The organism is Novipirellula galeiformis (assembly GCF_007860095.1).
In the GTDB taxonomy this organism is placed as follows: domain Bacteria; phylum Planctomycetota; class Planctomycetia; order Pirellulales; family Pirellulaceae; genus Novipirellula; species Novipirellula galeiformis.
Genome location: NZ_SJPT01000004.1, coordinates 707,839 through 724,063, shown reverse-complemented (window position 1 = coordinate 724,063; position 16,225 = coordinate 707,839). Strand labels below are relative to the sequence as shown.

10 protein-coding genes are annotated in these 16,225 nt (G+C 55.0%); 4 read left to right on the top strand and 6 right to left on the bottom strand.

The window, feature by feature from the left end; translation table 11 throughout:
- Positions 1-469 precede the first annotated feature (469 nt).
- The 3 genes from Pla52o_RS13605 (at position 470) to Pla52o_RS13595 (ending at position 3,040) form a co-directional block, all read left to right on the top strand.
- Positions 470-1,438 (top strand): DUF1559 domain-containing protein, encoded by a 969-nt coding sequence (locus tag Pla52o_RS13605; RefSeq protein WP_197169223.1) that lies wholly within the window; start codon positions 470-472, stop codon positions 1,436-1,438.
- A complete protein-coding gene (locus Pla52o_RS13600; protein ID WP_146595133.1) occupies positions 1,435-1,875 on the top strand; it encodes a hypothetical protein in 441 nt (146 codons plus the stop codon). The genes Pla52o_RS13605 and Pla52o_RS13600 overlap by 4 nt, the downstream gene beginning before the upstream one ends.
- 100 nt (positions 1,876-1,975) lie before the next feature.
- On the top strand, positions 1,976-3,040 hold the full coding sequence (locus tag Pla52o_RS13595; RefSeq protein WP_231612316.1) for a metallophosphoesterase: 1,065 nt from the start codon (positions 1,976-1,978) through the stop codon (positions 3,038-3,040).
- 541 nt (positions 3,041-3,581) lie between these two features.
- Here the strand turns inward: Pla52o_RS13595 and Pla52o_RS13590 are convergent.
- The 6 genes from Pla52o_RS13590 to Pla52o_RS13565 all read right to left on the bottom strand — a co-directional run bounded on the left by Pla52o_RS13590 (position 3,582) and on the right by Pla52o_RS13565 (position 13,858).
- Complete coding sequence (locus Pla52o_RS13590) at positions 3,582-5,276, bottom strand: type VI secretion protein IcmF/TssM N-terminal domain-containing protein (protein WP_146595132.1); 1,695 nt, start codon at positions 5,274-5,276, stop codon at positions 3,582-3,584.
- Between the two features lie 9 nt (positions 5,277-5,285).
- On the bottom strand, positions 5,286-5,927 hold the full coding sequence (locus Pla52o_RS13585) for a DotU family type IV/VI secretion system protein (RefSeq protein ID WP_146595131.1): 642 nt from the start codon (positions 5,925-5,927) through the stop codon (positions 5,286-5,288).
- Positions 5,928-5,949: 22 nt separating this feature from the next.
- Positions 5,950-7,449: a type VI secretion system baseplate subunit TssK gene (gene tssK / locus Pla52o_RS13580; protein ID WP_146595130.1), complete on the bottom strand. Its 1,500-nt coding sequence runs from the start codon at positions 7,447-7,449 to the stop codon at positions 5,950-5,952.
- 151 nt (positions 7,450-7,600) lie between these two features.
- Complete coding sequence (locus tag Pla52o_RS13575) at positions 7,601-10,858, bottom strand: protein kinase domain-containing protein (protein ID WP_146595129.1); 3,258 nt, start codon at positions 10,856-10,858, stop codon at positions 7,601-7,603.
- 464 nt (positions 10,859-11,322) lie between these two features.
- The gene (locus Pla52o_RS13570; RefSeq protein ID WP_146595128.1) at positions 11,323-11,925 is read right to left on the bottom strand and encodes an RNA polymerase sigma factor; all 603 of its coding nucleotides are present in this window, start codon (positions 11,923-11,925) and stop codon (positions 11,323-11,325) included.
- Between the two features lie 55 nt (positions 11,926-11,980).
- Positions 11,981-13,858 carry a TolC family protein gene (locus Pla52o_RS13565; protein ID WP_197169222.1) on the bottom strand — a complete coding sequence of 626 codons (1,878 nt, stop codon included), beginning with the start codon at positions 13,856-13,858 and terminating at the stop codon, positions 11,981-11,983.
- Positions 13,859-14,433: 575 nt separating this feature from the next.
- Between Pla52o_RS13565 and Pla52o_RS13560 the strand changes: the two genes are divergently transcribed.
- Positions 14,434-16,215 (top strand): efflux RND transporter periplasmic adaptor subunit, encoded by a 1,782-nt coding sequence (locus Pla52o_RS13560; protein WP_197169221.1) that lies wholly within the window; start codon positions 14,434-14,436, stop codon positions 16,213-16,215.
- Positions 16,216-16,225: the final 10 nt, after the last annotated feature.

The following is a 16,225-nucleotide window of genomic DNA, read 5'->3' as shown; positions in this document are numbered from 1 at the left end:
GAGGCGACCGGTCCGATCGCAGCGAGGCCGTACACGATCACGACCAATCTCGCATCGTCACCCGCGCGACTTGTGGGCGTAGCTGGACGATGTGCTACATCGACCCGAGGGTGGCAACGTCGAGGTCGATGACTTGCTCCCCGGCAAGTGGGCTCAGGCAAGTGGGCCCAGACGCATCCAGCCAACATCCGCGCTTAGCGCCAAGCCGAATCAGATCGCCCCGGCCATGGAAACCAATGCAAACAAAAGTCCGCCGCGTCCTCCGTCCGAAGCGGATCCGACGATAGCCGCACCAAACGCTTATAAGAACCCAACCTGCCCTTCATCTCTGCTTCACAAACTTGTGGTTAACTCCTCCTCGTCGTGCCAATGCACCCACTCTCCGTGTCGTTGCATGAGACAACTCAAGTGAATGCACCTAGAACCTAAGACATCGATCGATAGGAACATGAAGAAAATAAAATTGACAATGAAACGCGTTAAGGGTTTTACGCTGGTCGAATTGTTGGTCGTGATCGCGATCATCGGCGTTTTGGTGGGCTTGCTATTGCCCGCCGTTCAAGCTGCTCGTGAAGCAGCCCGACGGATGCAGTGTTCAAACCATCTCAAGCAGATTGGACTTGCGCTACACAATTATCACGATACCCATCGAAGCTTTCCGCCGGGTGGTATTGTGGCTGAAAAGGTGACCAAGGGATTGGGCGACACGTGGTGCAACAGCGGTGCTGCCACGCAAGGAGCACCTTGGACCGTGCTAATTTTGCCGTTCATGGAAGAGGGAGCTCGTTATGATCAGTACGACTTTGACCTCCCTTTATCGGCCTCGTTCACGAGCCAGGTCCCAAGTTCATCGCCCAACCGTCCGCTGTGGTATGATTCGAACGGGAATTATCAATGCCCGTCAGATCCTGCTTCGGGTGGCGACGTGAACAATCTGAACTACTTCGGCGTGCAAGGGGGTGGCAGCTCAAGTAACGTCAACTGTTTTGGTGGCAACTCAAACGTCTTTTTCGTCAACGGCATCTTGTACGCGAACTCAAGAAGCAAGTTTCGCGACATCACCGATGGAACGACCAATACCTTTCTGGTCGGCGAAACAAAGTACCATCTGACCGAAGCCGGAACCAACTCGACATTCTACTTCAGCTGGGCCTCGTCGATTCGTCTTGGTTCGGGAGGAACGATGCCGCATCCCGCCACCCTGGCGGGATCGTATGAGTCAATCAATTCCCGCATCCCGACCGGCAGCAAGCCAGTGGGCAGCACCGATTCAAGGACCGGCTACTCGCGTCTGTTCGGCAGCTATCATCCCGGCGGCTGCCATATGCTGATGGGCGATGCCTCGGTAAATTTCATCAGCGAATCGATGGACCTCGATCTCTATCGCCAACTCGGAATCCGCAACGACGCCCTGCCGATCGGAGGGCTCGAGCTATGATTCAACATTCGATTCGAAAATCCACTTACTCCGTCGTGCTGATGATGATCGTCGCTTCGTTAACCACGATCGTCGGTTGCGGGTCGGAAGGCGCTGGGCCGGGAAAATACCATGTATCCGGCAACGTTACCTTTCAGGGGCAGCCATTGCCCGAAGGTGAGATCTTGTTTACGCCGGACACTGCGGCCGGAAATCGTGGGCCAGCGAGTATTGCTTATGTGAAAGACGGTAAATACTCGACGCAGCCTGGCAAGGGACTGATTGGAGGAGCGTACCGGTTCGAGGTCGAGGGCTTCGAAACGAAAGCGGAAAAGGACCAAGATGGCGAAGCGATCGTCGCACCCATGTTTCAGACTTTCGTCTCGCAACATGATTTCGAACTCCAAGATTCCACGTTCGATTTCGAAGTGCAAGTTCCGGCGAAGAAGAAGCGATAGCTGAGCCCGCAATCTCAAGCGGCAGTGCAGCTTGATAGACTATCATGCTGTACTGTCTTGCTTTTATGTCGATGTCCCACCTTCAAAGAGAAACGAACCGTTGATCCATTTCACGCGCAGAGAGCTCTCACTCTCCTTCCTTTCGCTTGTCTTGGCGTCCCCGTTGGGACTTTCCCCTTCCCAATCGCATGCTCAAGAGCGAACCCTCTCCGCCCCAAGCCCCGGTTCGTTTTCGATCGTCGTCATCCCCGACACCCAGGCCTATCGTCGCGAAAACGACCAACTGAAGAACACGATATTCTCGCAACACATCGACTGGATTCTCGAAAACCAGGAGAAGCAGAACATCGTCTTTGTTAGTCATGTTGGCGATATCGTCGATAAGAATATCGACGCCCAGTGGACCGTCGCTCAACAGTGCATGAACCGTTTGCATGGCAAAATTCCTTACGGAATATCGGTCGGCAATCACGATATGACAAGGATCGGTGACGCGTCCTTATTTCAAAAGTACTTTCCCACCACGCGATTCGACGACTTTAATTGGTACGGTGGCTGTTATACACCCAAGTCGCATAGTGGCGAGATTTCGGGCAACAACGTCAACAGCTTCCAACTGTTTTCAGCCGCCGGTATCGACTTCGTTTTTTTGCATCTGGAGTGTAACGCTCCGGACGACGTTTTGGCGTGGGCCGACGAAGTGTTAGAACAGCACGTCGACCGGTGTGCCATCGTCACCACGCACATGTGCCTTGGCCCCCTGCAACGTCCAGAATCCCCAAGTGATTTCATGGATGCGCCCAAGGGACGGATGCAATGGAAAAAGATCCATGGCGAGCGTGGGAATACGCCGGAACAAATGTGGAACAAGTGTTTTCGCAAGCATTCCAATCTCTCGATGATTTGCTGCGGAGATCAAAGCCGTAGCCACTCGCTGCACGAAGTCGCTACGGGTGACCATGGCAACCAGGTCCATCAGCTGCTTTCCGATTACAGCACCGGTTGGCTGCGGTTATACCGTTTTCACCCTGCCAATGATCGGGTCCAAGCGTGCACGTTTCATCCCAACAGCGAAGTGTTATGCGAGGGGACGAAACATGTCCCGGGGATCGCCGGCCACCAATTCGAGTTTGAAATTCCATTCGCTGTGCAGCAGCAACCTTAGGGACACAGCCGTCGCGTCAGCGATGTTATTGGATCCGACGGCTTTCGAGAACATTGGTTTTTCAGCCCGCGATTTTTCGCTTCACCTCCACAGCCGTGAGCGTGAAGTGTCCTGTTCAGCGAGGCTCATGTTCTCGGTCGTATAACCGGTTCAGATTCGGCTGGCGTCCACTTCAAAAGCGACATCGAGAATCCGGCACAGACTCTCGCCACCCGATAGTATCCACGCGGATCATCGTTTCGAGAAACTCCGCTCGCTCAAGCAATGGAAAGAACGCGGCAATCACATTTGACTTCGCGTTTTGCTAGGCTTGAAAACGTCAATTCACATGCGATTCATCGCATCTTAAATTTTGATGCGGTGGCCGTGAGAGACGGATGGTGCCCGAACCTTCGATGTCACCTGATTTCCAGTAACCGTTGATCTTTCTCGAGTCAAAGCAGATCTCTCGCTGGAAACGGAACGTCCTAAATTGGATCAACGGTTATGGGTGCCCACGGGCCCCTGCGGCGAACCCAACCGTGACCTCCGGAGTTCCGTTTTACCAAACGATCATCCCGATCAGGACAACCAACAAGATCAGGCTGACGACCAAACCAACCGTCGCGAGACGCTCCCGTCGCAAGTCGTCGCGCAATGCGTCGCCTGTCCATTCAACCAGCTCTTGCTCCTCATCCATTTTGCTCAAGATGCCGCCGACGAAAGCGCGATGGTCCGAACGCTCTCCCGTGGCTGCAAAATAGCAGCCGCTAAATAGCAAACCATCTTCGGCGGACCCCTGTTCGGGATCATAGGCGAAGGCACCTTGAAGCACATCAATCAGCCGAGATTTCAAGGTACAGCGAATTTGACAGAGCAGATGATACAAACGCTGGTTACCGGGCCGGGTCATGGCTTCATCCTCGCGAAACAAGGCGTAAACCCAATCTTCAAACGTTCCACAAACCAGCTCGCCCAAGGCAGCCATTTCAGACTCGGTGGCCAACGTGCGACAGTCATACTTTCGTCCAAACCGCTGCGCCGACACGCGTTGACGGCCAACCCGACGCATCAACTCTCGGAAGCCTTGTTGGCGTTCCATGTCGGTCACCAAGGCTGTCACAGGGCAGCGCACTTGAAGCATGTAATGAATGGTCGTCAAATCCGATTTAACGGCTTGCTGTAATGCATCCGCATCGCCCGTGCCACTGTCAATTGCAGCGTACGGCAGCAGCGAAAGGATACCATTGATGGGGCAAAGTGGTTCACGAACCCGATTGATCTGTTGGCAAAGGTAAGTCAATCGTCCGATACGCTGCGTTGACTCTTTGGAATTCAGAGTGATTGGCTTGCGTTCGGTTCCGGAATCACCAAAGACTTCGTCCGATTCAGCGTGCGGTTCCGGTTGCAGGAATTCGCCTCCCAATTGCATCGTCCCACGGATCGCGGAAGAGGCTGGGCCTGACACGGGCGCAGGTTCCGTTGGCGTCCCAGCCGGGCCTTGCGATGGAAGAAACTGATCCAATTGCACCGTCCCCATGGGGCGTTCCGATGCCATCGGTCCCGCCGGACTTGGGACAGTGCCCATCGGTGCGGGCGCCGATGTCGCAGGCGCCGATGATGGCGGTGGTGATGCCGGCGTGGGCGAAGCGGCGGCGGCGGGTCGCCGCGCCGACGGGTCGCCGAATTCTTCATAGTGACGTTGGCGTTTCGCAGCCAAACCACTCGACCAACTGGCGTCGCTACAAAACAAGTAAACCGAATCGGAGGTGGCGTACCAGTGCAACGGTGCAGGACCCTCGGGCACACACTCGACCCGCAAATCAAGTTGACCGGTCTGCATGATCGCTCGCTCTTGTCCAAGGCTACGCGAACCGATGACCAAATAGACCGCCATCTCGCGAATCTCGAGCCCTTGTTCTTTTAGGGCCTCGATTCCGGCTGCCCAGGAATGATCAATCTCGGGGTACAACGACTTTTCTCCTTCTAGCCAAAGTCGCAGTGCACGATACAGCACGATCGGAATGATAAAGACAAAGGCAATGACCAACAAAATTCGGCCAAAACCGATCGCATGCCGCCAAGGAACGTTATTGGGATCGAGATAAAAGAAAGTCCAAACCACAGCAACCAAGGTGACCAAGAACAGCCACGTGAGCACAGCGGCACATCCGGGCGCCGTCGACGGGATCAGTCTCGAAAGCCAACGATGCATGCGGCGTGACGGGGGCGGGGTGGATTCAGGTGCGTCTGACATCAAACGTGACTATTGGGTTTGCGACCAGAGGAAATGGATGACGATGCAGACGAACAACATCGAAGCGGCCAGCCAAGGCCAAACGACCCGTGATTTTTTCTTCAGCGGTGGCGCACCGTACAATTCGCGGCCCGGCGTATCAAGCTCAGGGCGGCCTTGACCGAGCCGAATGGACATCGAAACCTGTCGCGCCCAGGTCGGAAAATCAGCGGGCAGGCCATGCTTTTGAGTAAGCACTGCGGCCGTTTGAGGATCGGCATAGAGTCCACGAAACCCAAGGATTCCACAGATGTAACAGACCTCTAATGCATCCCGGTTGGGGGACCCCGCCGCCCGTTGGGCGTTCACGAAAAACTGTTCAAAGCAAAGCCGAGTATTGAACAGTTCCACTTCCATCACATTGTTTTGCCACCACGATGCGTGGCTCCATGAACTTTGAACCAAGATATCGTCGATCCAAGAGACAATGGCATACTTGGCCAATTCCCATTGATCCCCGTTGGGCAGCATCGCACTCGCCTGATCAATCAACGAGCGAATGCGGATTCGCTCCTCGTGAGGCAACGGATTCTCGTTATCTCCAATCCGCGTCATCAGATCGAGAGCATAAAGGAAGATGGGGTCGACCGCTTGAGCAAATTGAGGTGTCATATCACCATCTTTCGATCGGGCATCATGTGGATTGTGGCACCGAAAAAAGTGCGAATTGCAACGTCACCGTGCGTCCGAACGCGGTGACCACCAAATTCCGCTCTCCTTGCAACCGATCCCGGTTGACGATCAGAGCTTCCTTTAGTCGCATTGCCATCGACTGCGTCTCCTGCACATCAAGCCATGCGGGTGACCCCGTACGAGGGACTTCGTAATATACCCAATCTCGTCGACTCGGCAACGCACGGACCGCGTGGTCCGCTTGCTTCAATTCCAAACCTTCGGCACGATGACTGAACAAAAATTCAACCTGACGACTGCTGCCAAGCTTCCAATCCAAATGACCAGGCGATAACAGGTCGCGGCACTCTTGTTCGGTCAAATCGCCCTTGAACACACCGATGTACCACTTCCAGTCCGAGTTGAACCAGCGTGGTTCCAGCGAAACCTGCATCCCTAATCCAACGCCAACAAAGTACCGCTGTTCGTACTTGTAACTGCGAACCGCGTTCAGTAGCGTCTCAATCCGGGCGCGAATGAGATGGAAAATTCGTGCCAAGTCCTCGTGGTCATAAGGAGGCACTTCCTCCGCTCGCCGAGCATCGCTGAAGATCGATAATTGGCCGACAATACGACACAGTTCTTCGTAAGCTTGATAAGGATGCACGCCTTGGGCAAACGCCATCACACCCAGCGTCGTGAAAGCCGTGTTGAGTTGATTGAGCATCAAGATTCGGTCGGCATCCCCCGGTTCGTTTGTCTCCAAACCGATGCCGCGACTTAGAATCTGCTGACTAAGCACCTCTAATTTTTGACCGATCATGTCATAGATCGCACGGACGACATCGCGACCGAGCCCCGGCCATGCGTCGATCGAAATGACAGGGGGGATGTACGATGGGTCGATCCGTGGCTGCGAATCTCCATCACCAGAACGCTTGATTTGAGCGATCGGGCAAAGTTCGTAGCCGCTCAGGTCTTGGGTGGAAAGCAAGAGTCGCGCATTGAGCGTACGGAACTCGAGCTCCTGGTCATTGCCACCTTGGCTTTCATCTTGGACTTCCAATCGAGCGGTTCGAAATCGAGTCACCTCTGCGGAAGCTCCCGAACCGATTGATTGCGGATCGGAAGTTCCTTGATCGACATTCGACCGTCCCAATTGCAGCTTGGGGATGCCTAAGTAAACCCGCACCGTCGATTCGTTTTCGAATCCTTCGGCCAACTCGGTCATCAGCGGTTGAGAATCTTGCAATCCCGCCTTTAAACTCAGACGATCGGGTTGTTGCCCGATCCCCAGATCGACCAGAGTGCCATCGGGCATTCGGGCTTGCAGTTGGTCGATTTGGAATTGCTGGTTGGCCAGCGCTTCCTCGCTGAACCGGATCGATTTAAGACCGTAGCTGTAGGGGTGATCCCAACGTTCGGACGTTTGCAGGACCTCATTCCAGTGGCGTTCGCCGGCCTGGAAGTGTTGCGGCCTAAGCAGAAGGCCCTCGTACCAATGTACCGGATGGTTTTTCATGAACAACGATTTCCGTAATGCAGACCGCGTGGTCCAGTGAGAGTATAGGGGTGCAAATGGGATGGCCGCCTATCCGGTATCGTAAGGCAACTCAACCCGAATGTCTGACGGTAATGGAGGGATGAAACCCGCAAATTGGCTCGTATCCCGATCATTTCTTGCTTCGATTGCGTTTGTGTTGGTCCGATTCGACGGTGACCAGCCAATGCTTCAAAATATTGATGGAAGAATCCGAAAGGTCGACCCAGTCCGCAGCGGCCACGACGCCTCGCAAGGTGTCGGCTGCCAAATCTAGTTGCCCTTCCTTCATCGCCACCAGCCCCTCGATGAGTTTCACACGGGAAGCTTGCCGAATCGAGCTAGGTAGTTGTTCGATTCGTCTTCGCGCGGTTGCGTACCGCTGTTGACGCAATGCCTCGTCAATCCGCTGCAGGTACCAATTGTCCACTCGCTGAGAATCGTCGCCGGACGCAACGCGACTAGCCACACCCGTGGCGGTGCGTTCCCGACGCTGACGTAAACTATCCCACTGTTCCGACGTCAACGCGACCGGGCTTCCCTCAGGCCCAGCACGATAGCCAAGGATCCATTGAACTTCCGCTTGGATCTCTTCAGCGGACTCGTTCAATTCGCTGAACTCGAACCTCCACGATGTCCCGTCACGATCGTGGCAGACGACAGCCTCTGCTCCCGCGACGAGCTCAACTTCTGCGATTGCCATGGGGGATCGCCCGATGGGCGTTAGCGCTGCGTCCGAATGAGTGTCCCAAAGTTGCACCGCGCCATAGCCTCGGTCGTCTACGCCACCGATTGCGATTCGCCCCGTCGATAGATCGAGTTCGGCGCAGGTCACTTGAAAATCGACCGCCAATGAGCTGGTGACGTGAACGTCGGGCTGTAGCCGGAGCAATTCCAATCGCCCCTCAACGCCGCCGACAATCAACACCGCAGCCTCGGCATCCCAGCGCAACCACCCGATCGGTTGGTCGTAATGAATTAACGTCGGTTGGGAATCAGTCAGAGCAAGTCCTGAACGCGGAGCCGCTGAAGGCGGAGTCTTGGAGTGAAAATTCAATTGCAGCACCGACAAGTTCCGCTGATCTTGTCGTCCGTCCATGGTGCTCGAACTCTCCGCAAGTTCATCTCGAGCGAGATCATCCCGCAACGCCACCGCCACACAGTTCGCTTCCATGCATACGGCCCTGGCGGTCTCGTGCGGGCTGGATTCATCAACGCCCCTTTCCAAGAGCGTGTAGACACTTGTCCCATTCTCACCGCTCGGCGAACCCTGCCCCGTGGCGACACGTTCAATCCAATGGAGTGATTCGATCATCGCGTCAAGGGAAAGGGGATGGGACGTTGAATTGCTGGCTGCCAAATCCCAAACACGTATCAATCCCTGTAGATTACCGACCGCGAGATACCGGTCGTCGTCGCTAAAGGCAATTGACGTGACCGAACCGGTAGTTGGGATCTCCAATCGCGGCATCGGAAACGATCGATTTTCGGTGACGTCCGCAGGGATCAACCAAACCGAATCGCCGGGGGCCCCCGCGGTGTTTGCCGTAGCGAATGCCACTTGACTACCGTCGTGGCTGAGGATGCTCACTCGTGGCCGCGGCTGATGCCAAGCCAGAGGTTTCGACCACGAATTGCTGCCTTCCATCTTTGGGCGGTCGATCGTTCCAACGCTGGCAACCGGAGCGGTTTCCGCGTGGGGCTCGACAAGTGACCGAGATCGAATCAAGCCCTCCCCGTCCTGAAATAAAAGTCGAGCAGGCTCAGGTTGAAAACGTAATTGGCGAATCGGTCCCACCTGTTGCCAACTTGTCAGCGGTCGAGGCGATTGACTTAGGATCGAGGCGATTCGCAAGCGAATGTTGTCTTGCAATTCTGCTGCCCCGTCGAGATCTAGCATCACCGAGAGCGGCTGCAATGACGCAAGCGCGCGTCCCGACCGCATCTGCTCCTCCACGTCTTCCCATTGCCTACTTGCCAGCAACCGTTGAGCTACCTGCAATCGTTGAGTTGTTTGTAAGGTCAATGGAACATGCGAGGAATCAGGGCCTCTACCGTCCGAGCCGGCGCCAACTCGCATCGCGGCTACAAGCGTTTGATTGGATCGTTCAGCTTGATGCACACGTTGGAGCAACAGCCCCAGGCTAAAAAGTAGTCCAGAGACCAAAGCGGCGATCAAGACGTGGCTGAGCCTCCTCGTTTGAAAGGCAGTCAGCAATCGTTCGGAAATTCGCATACGACGTGCAGAAATTTCTTCCTGATCGCAAAACCGCTGCAGATCGTCGGCCATCTCCGCCGCCGTCTGGTAACGTTTGGCCGAATCTTTAGCGATGGCCTTCAGAACAATCGTTTCAAGATCTCGTGGCAGGTTTGGGTTAACATGACACGGTGCGGGGGGATCGCGATGAAGGACATCCTGCATCAGCTCAACGCGATCACTTGCCTTGAACAATCGCTCACGAACCAACAACTCATAGAGCGATGCGCCTAACGCATAGATATCGCAACGTTCATCGGCAACGCCACGAAACCGCTCGGGCGAAAGGTAACGAAGCGTTCCCAACAACTGACCGGTTTGCGTCAACTCGTCATCATCAACTTTGGCGAGACCAAAGTCAGCGACCCACACGACCCCCGTGTCATCTAGCAAGAGGTTCGACGGCTTGATGTCGCGATGGACAACGCCGCGTGCGTGAGCGTGCGCAAGCGCACTGGCGACCTGGGCTCCCATCTGAGCAATCGAGCGAGCATGCAGCTCGTAGTCGAGGTCCGCATCGCTAAGGTCGGGATCGGTCTGCGGAGTTTCACGAAGCTCGTTATAGACCTGGGCCAACGAACGACCTCGGATCAACTGCATGGCAAAGTATTGGCAGTCCTCCGTCTCGCCGATTTCGAAAATGGGGACGATGTTGGTATGGTGCAAATTAGCCGCCGCTCGAGCTTCACGACGAAAACGGTGTAACGACTCCACGTCATGCACGTTCGCGGTGTGAAGCACCTTCAACGCCACTCGCCGGGAAAGGGAGACCTGCATTGCCTCGTAGACAATCCCCATGCCTCCTTGGCCGATCATTCGAACCAAGCGGTAATCCCCAATTCGACGACCGTTCTGAAACGGCTGGATACTTGCGTCGGCGGTGCGAAGCTTGTCCAAGAAAAGGTCTTCGACTGGCAAACCATGCAAGCGATCGCAGCAGGTCGAACATTGTGCAATGTGGTCATCCACCTCCGACAACAACTTGTCGTCAAGGCGACCGTTCGAATAGTCGTCGAGTTGTTGATCCGAGGGATGGTCGCCATCGAAACCATCGACCATCGACAACAAACGACTCTTGGGAGCAAGGTCGGAATCGGTTGCGACGATTTCAGAAAGCTTGCTCTTACATGCCATCACTAATCAATGCGGTCCTGGAGTTTGACGTTACCTTCCCGCCGTACCGATGTGCAGGCTCTTCCAATAGGAGAACTCGCCCTGTGGAATTCGAATCGTGAAATGACGATCAACAAAACGCCCAAGTGAACCTAGGGTTTTTCGGAAATGCCGTCATTGAGACGTTAACTATCTTCCTAATAATAACGCCGTTGTGGGGTGCTGTGTCCATCGGTGCAACTCTTCGTCGCACAGCTAAGCAGGGAGGCAGGAATGATTGGGTGAAATCCCATTAGCCGCTTGGGCGTTAGCCCCGGTTGAACCGTGGCTAACGCCAAAATGGCTAATCTACCGAAAGACTCCTGCCTACCTGCTTAATGTCGCGAGGATAGCTATACGCACCTACCAAATCAATAGAAGAAACCGACTCCATCGGAGGGGCAAAACGCTGGCGTTTTCCTTATCTCTCGGGGCAATCCGAACGTTCAAACTTCGCCGTCGTCAGCGGTTTGAAGCAGTCCCTCGGCTTCCTGACGCAATCGCCTCAGAATACGGGATTTGATCTGATAGACCCCCGCGCTAGAAATACCCGCTTCTTTGGCCACTTCACTGGCATCGCGCTGTTGGAGCACATGGCGGCGAAAAACTTGCATCGATTTTTCGGTAAACTCCCCTTCGATAGCGAGAGTGATATGCTGCAAAACATGGACGTCATGTTGCTCATTCCAACGCCGCGTCATCTCGCTGTTGGGATCCTCCAATTCACTGAGCATCATACGGAAATCATCATCCCCGGTCGCAATGGGTCGCAATCGTCCGTCCCGCCAAAACTGGCGAACGCGATTCGCTGTGACACTACGAAGCCAGCTGCGAAACGCTCCAGTCCTTCCCGAGTGCTCGAATCGTGGTAGCTCCTTGATCATGATCGTCATGATCTCTTGAGCGACGTCGGCCGCATCTTGCGCGGGGATCGAGTAACGACGAAGCCAACTCGCGATCAATGGTTGGTAAATATCGACCAATTGAGACCAAGCTGCGTCGTTACCGCCGCGGGCGAGTTCGAGCAAGGATCGGTTTGTGTGTTCCATCGAATGACTATCTTGAACTCAGGTAGGACAAACTTGGATTGCTATGATAGAGGGGCTATTGGGAATCAACCAGGTAGACAGAGGTGTAGTCGAGCAGTGACCCCTTTTCGAAGTGCACATTCTTGATCGCAACGGTCTGGTCCACCAAGGCGCGAAAGTATTCCGCGTCCGCGTCGGCAACCTGTCTGTAGACATCCAATAACACCGCGGGTTCAATCCGTCCGGTCCGTTCATTTCGCTCTTCAAGAAGTTTCAAACGCTTTTGAACCGCAAGACGGCGATGATACGACGCTCGGCCCACTTCATAGGCGCGGTACAAATCGGTGACGGCATTGGACAGATCGTGCGTGATCACACGTTGTGCTTCTTCCATCACCGCTCGGTCACGGGCCAACTGTAATTGAGCGTTGCGGACGGCGTTGTAGGCGGCGCGATAACCGACTGGCATCGACATCTCCATCCCTAATAACCATTCCTGGAAATCGCCCGTCGTCAGATCTTGAAACGCATTGTCGAACTTCGGCGATGTCAGCGGAGGAACCAAGAGGCCCGGCTGACGATCGGAATTGATCAAATCCTTTCCAAACCCGCGAAACCGATATCGCCCAATCATGTCAAGTTGAGGCAGTAAAAAATTACGATTGGCAACGACTTCCATTTCACGTCGATGCAGAGCAATTTGTTGCTTACGCAGTTCGGTTCGTCGGCGCATCGACTCGCTGACGACCTCGTCCCAGTCGAACACAATACGCGCTAGAATGGGATCTCGAGCGGGTCGGATCAAGCGTCCATCGGCCAGCGGCACGCCCATCAACAATCTCAACCGTCGCTCGGCAACATGAATGCCTACGGTTCCGCGAAACGTCCCTCCACGACTGCCGTTGTTAGCGAGCGTGCCTTCAACCAACCGGCCACCCAGCACATTTTGGATCTCAATTTCATAGGCATAGAATTGTGCTTCGGCCAACGCTTCCTGCTCGGCGACGCCGCCTGGCAAATTTCCGCCTTTGGCTTGGATCTGCTTGAGCACTTGTAAGGTTCGGTCACGCGCCGCTTTGCGTGATTCGAGCAATCGGTAGGCAAAGTAGAGGTCCCAATAGGCATTCTCAATTTGATTGACAACGTCACGAATGTCTTGTTCAAAATCGATGACGCTCATGTCCGTGTTGAGCCTCGCCAGAACCACTCCATTTAGGTTCCCGGGGGTTGCGGCTGGACCTGCGATGCGATTGAAACCAACGCCGGCCCCTTGCAACAACGGATGCCGAACCTCGCCCTCCAATTGCGCCGTCCAACCGCTCGAAAACAGATTGCCAGGCAAATTGTTGGCGTCATAGTCGATGACTTGTCGCAGCGTAAAATCGGTTCCGGTCGCGGCTTTCTTGGTTAACTCAACTCGGTAATTACCTAAGTCCTGCTTGATCAGATTGGCGCCTCCGCCCAGGAACCGGTTGTTGACGGCGCGGTCATTGTTCTCGAATACCGCCAACGCATTCAGCTGAGCATCGAAAGCCGACAGGGCTGCATCGACACCGAACCGAGGATCCGTTTCTCGCAGTACCGGATCATAGACGGTCGGCACTTGATCGGGCGATCGAACAGTCAAACCACCAAGGTCTCGCAGCACGGTCGAATTCTGAAGCGCAATATGAATCGCTTCTTCTGCGGTCAGATCCCAGTACTCGGTGGCCTGATCGTAGACAGTGAAAGGTACACCGGTGTCCGCCGCGGCAGGCATGTCGACAACCGAGTCAAACTCAACGCCGTTCGCCAATGCTTGCATTGAATCGATCTCGCCTGTGATCGATCGTTTTGGCACATTGGTGTGACATCCCGCAATGACGACGACGAGCAGGGCAATGAGGACGACGATCCCTGCCCTACCGATCACGACTCGCCTCAATCGATCGAGCGGTGCAATCAGATTGCCCATTCTGTTGTTTCGATTGTTGGACACGCGGTTCCACTGCTTTTTGGGCTGAGGAGAAATATGGTATTTCTGATCGATAAAATCAGCTCCGCATTGATGCGACGATATTGGGATGTCATCGGCTCGACGACGGGCCCCCATCCGGTACAATCGTTAAAATTGTCGTTTTTTCAGATTATTTCATCGGTTCATGGCCGCTTCCCGTCCCCAACGGTTTCCCGATGAATCCCATGTACACCTCTTTGCCGCCAGAACCCGAAAACACTCCTCTCGACCGCTTTCAAGATCGTTTCGAGTACCTAGGGCGGTTAGCTAGGCAGCCGATTTCGACCGCAGAGTTCTCTCAGGCCTTGCTGAATTGCTTGGTTCGGGATATTCGAGCCCGTCGGTCACGGGTGTGGCAATCCGAACAAGGTCATTGGCATCAAATAGCGATTGCGGGTGAACCACCTGGGGGATCAAACGACAGCGAAATTACGCCTGGATCAGCGTCTGCGACAGGACCCGCGCCCGTAGCAGGATCAGCGTCTGCGACTCTCAGCAGCGACGCAACCGGCGTCGGAAAGTGTGAGCGAGTCATGGCCGAGGATGGGTCAGTATGGCTATCGCTCTCGATTGCCCAAGTCGCCACTCAAGCCCCCAGCATCGTATTGCAAGCTGCCCTCCTTCCTGCACTCACCAACGATGCCCACCAGGCAAGGGCAAAGGAGATCGACGCTGCAGCCGAATTGCTCCAAGCGTACGGATTGTTGTTCGAGGATCATCTCGGCCATCAAATGATCCTGCGGCTGCAAACGGCACTGAGTAGTGAACATCAGCTGCGAACGTTTAGTGATTCCATCCACAGCAGCGTGGACTTGCATCGAACCGCAATGGCGATTGTTGCGGCCACCGTAACAGCAACGCGGTGCCAAAGAGCGAGTGTCACGATTCATTCTACAAGTGGCCGTTCGTCAAGTCCGAATCGAAATCTCGATCAACGCGTGCTTGCCGTTAGCGGCGTTTCAACGCTCGACCCGCGATCGCCTCCCGTCCGAAAGTTGGCGAAATTGGCGTCCATCGTTGCTACGTTAAAAAAGCCGTTGATTCATGACGGCCAGGACCATGACCTTCCTCCCCAGGCCATGGAAGCACTTGACGCTCATCTTGATGAATCTCATTTGGGCTGTTTGCTGGCATTGCCCCTAGAGTTGTTGCGTTCAACCGCCGATGTGGACGCAACCCTCGAGAGTGAGTCTGAAGGATTGGCGATGCCCTCCGGCGCTCCGGTGGGAGTGTTGTTACTTGAGTTCGCCAATCCATCGGCCCTGCACTCCGCGGCTCCCACGGCAACGAAATTGACCGCGACTGCCGCAGTGGCATTGCGAAACGCAGCAATCCACTCACGGCTGCCTTTCCGCCGCGTCCTTTCTGGTTTGCGCAGCATGACCGAACGCCGCGGTCTGGCGGGCGTTCATCGAATCGTTTGGGCTACTTTGGCATTCGTTTTCATTGCATCGGCACTGATGTTGATCCCCGCCGAACTGACGATCGAGTCTACCGGTACATTGCAACCCGCCGTGGTCCGCGGTTGCTTTGCGCCACGCGACGGCAACATTGACGATGTCCTCGTCCAGCACAATCAAACGGTGGCTTCCGGGGACACGCTATTGCAGATGCACTCACCGGATTTGGAACTAGAACTTCGTCGTATCGAGGGTGCCGTCGAGTCAACAAAGAAGCAACTGATTGCAGCTGAATCCGCTCGCAGACGAAACTTGAATGGGTCTTCAAGCGGTCGCCGTGACTCTCGTGATGGAGTCGGGTCGGATTCCGGCGGCAACCACTTGGCGGCTGAGGAAACACAGTTGCAGGCAACCTTGGATAGCTACCTCGAACAGCTTTCCTTGCTGCGCGGCGAACGCGATCGATTAGCGATCAAAAGCCCTCTCGATGGCGTTGTATTGACCTGGCAAGTTGAGCAGACGCTGCGAGGCCGACCCGTGCGACGCGGTCAGCAATTGCTTCGAATCGCGGCCGCCGATAGTCCCTGGATCCTGAAGCTAGAACTGCCCGACGGGGGTGCCGGTCACGTCCAAAACGCCCGTCGTGAACTCAAGCGGGAATTGGACGTGGAGTATGTCATCGCCAGCCATCCTCAAGATCGTTTACATGGGAAAATCATCAACGTTGCCCAAATCACGTCGATGTCCGATGAAGGTCCCGTGGTCGAGGTGATCGCAGCGATCGATTCGCCACCGCAAGGGTTGCTGCGTGCCGGGACTCAGGTTCGTGGTCAGATCCATTGCGGACAACACGCGCTCGGCTATGTCTGGTTCCACGAACTGTGGGATGCAATCTGTCTTCATCTCTTCTTTTAATGCCTTTCAC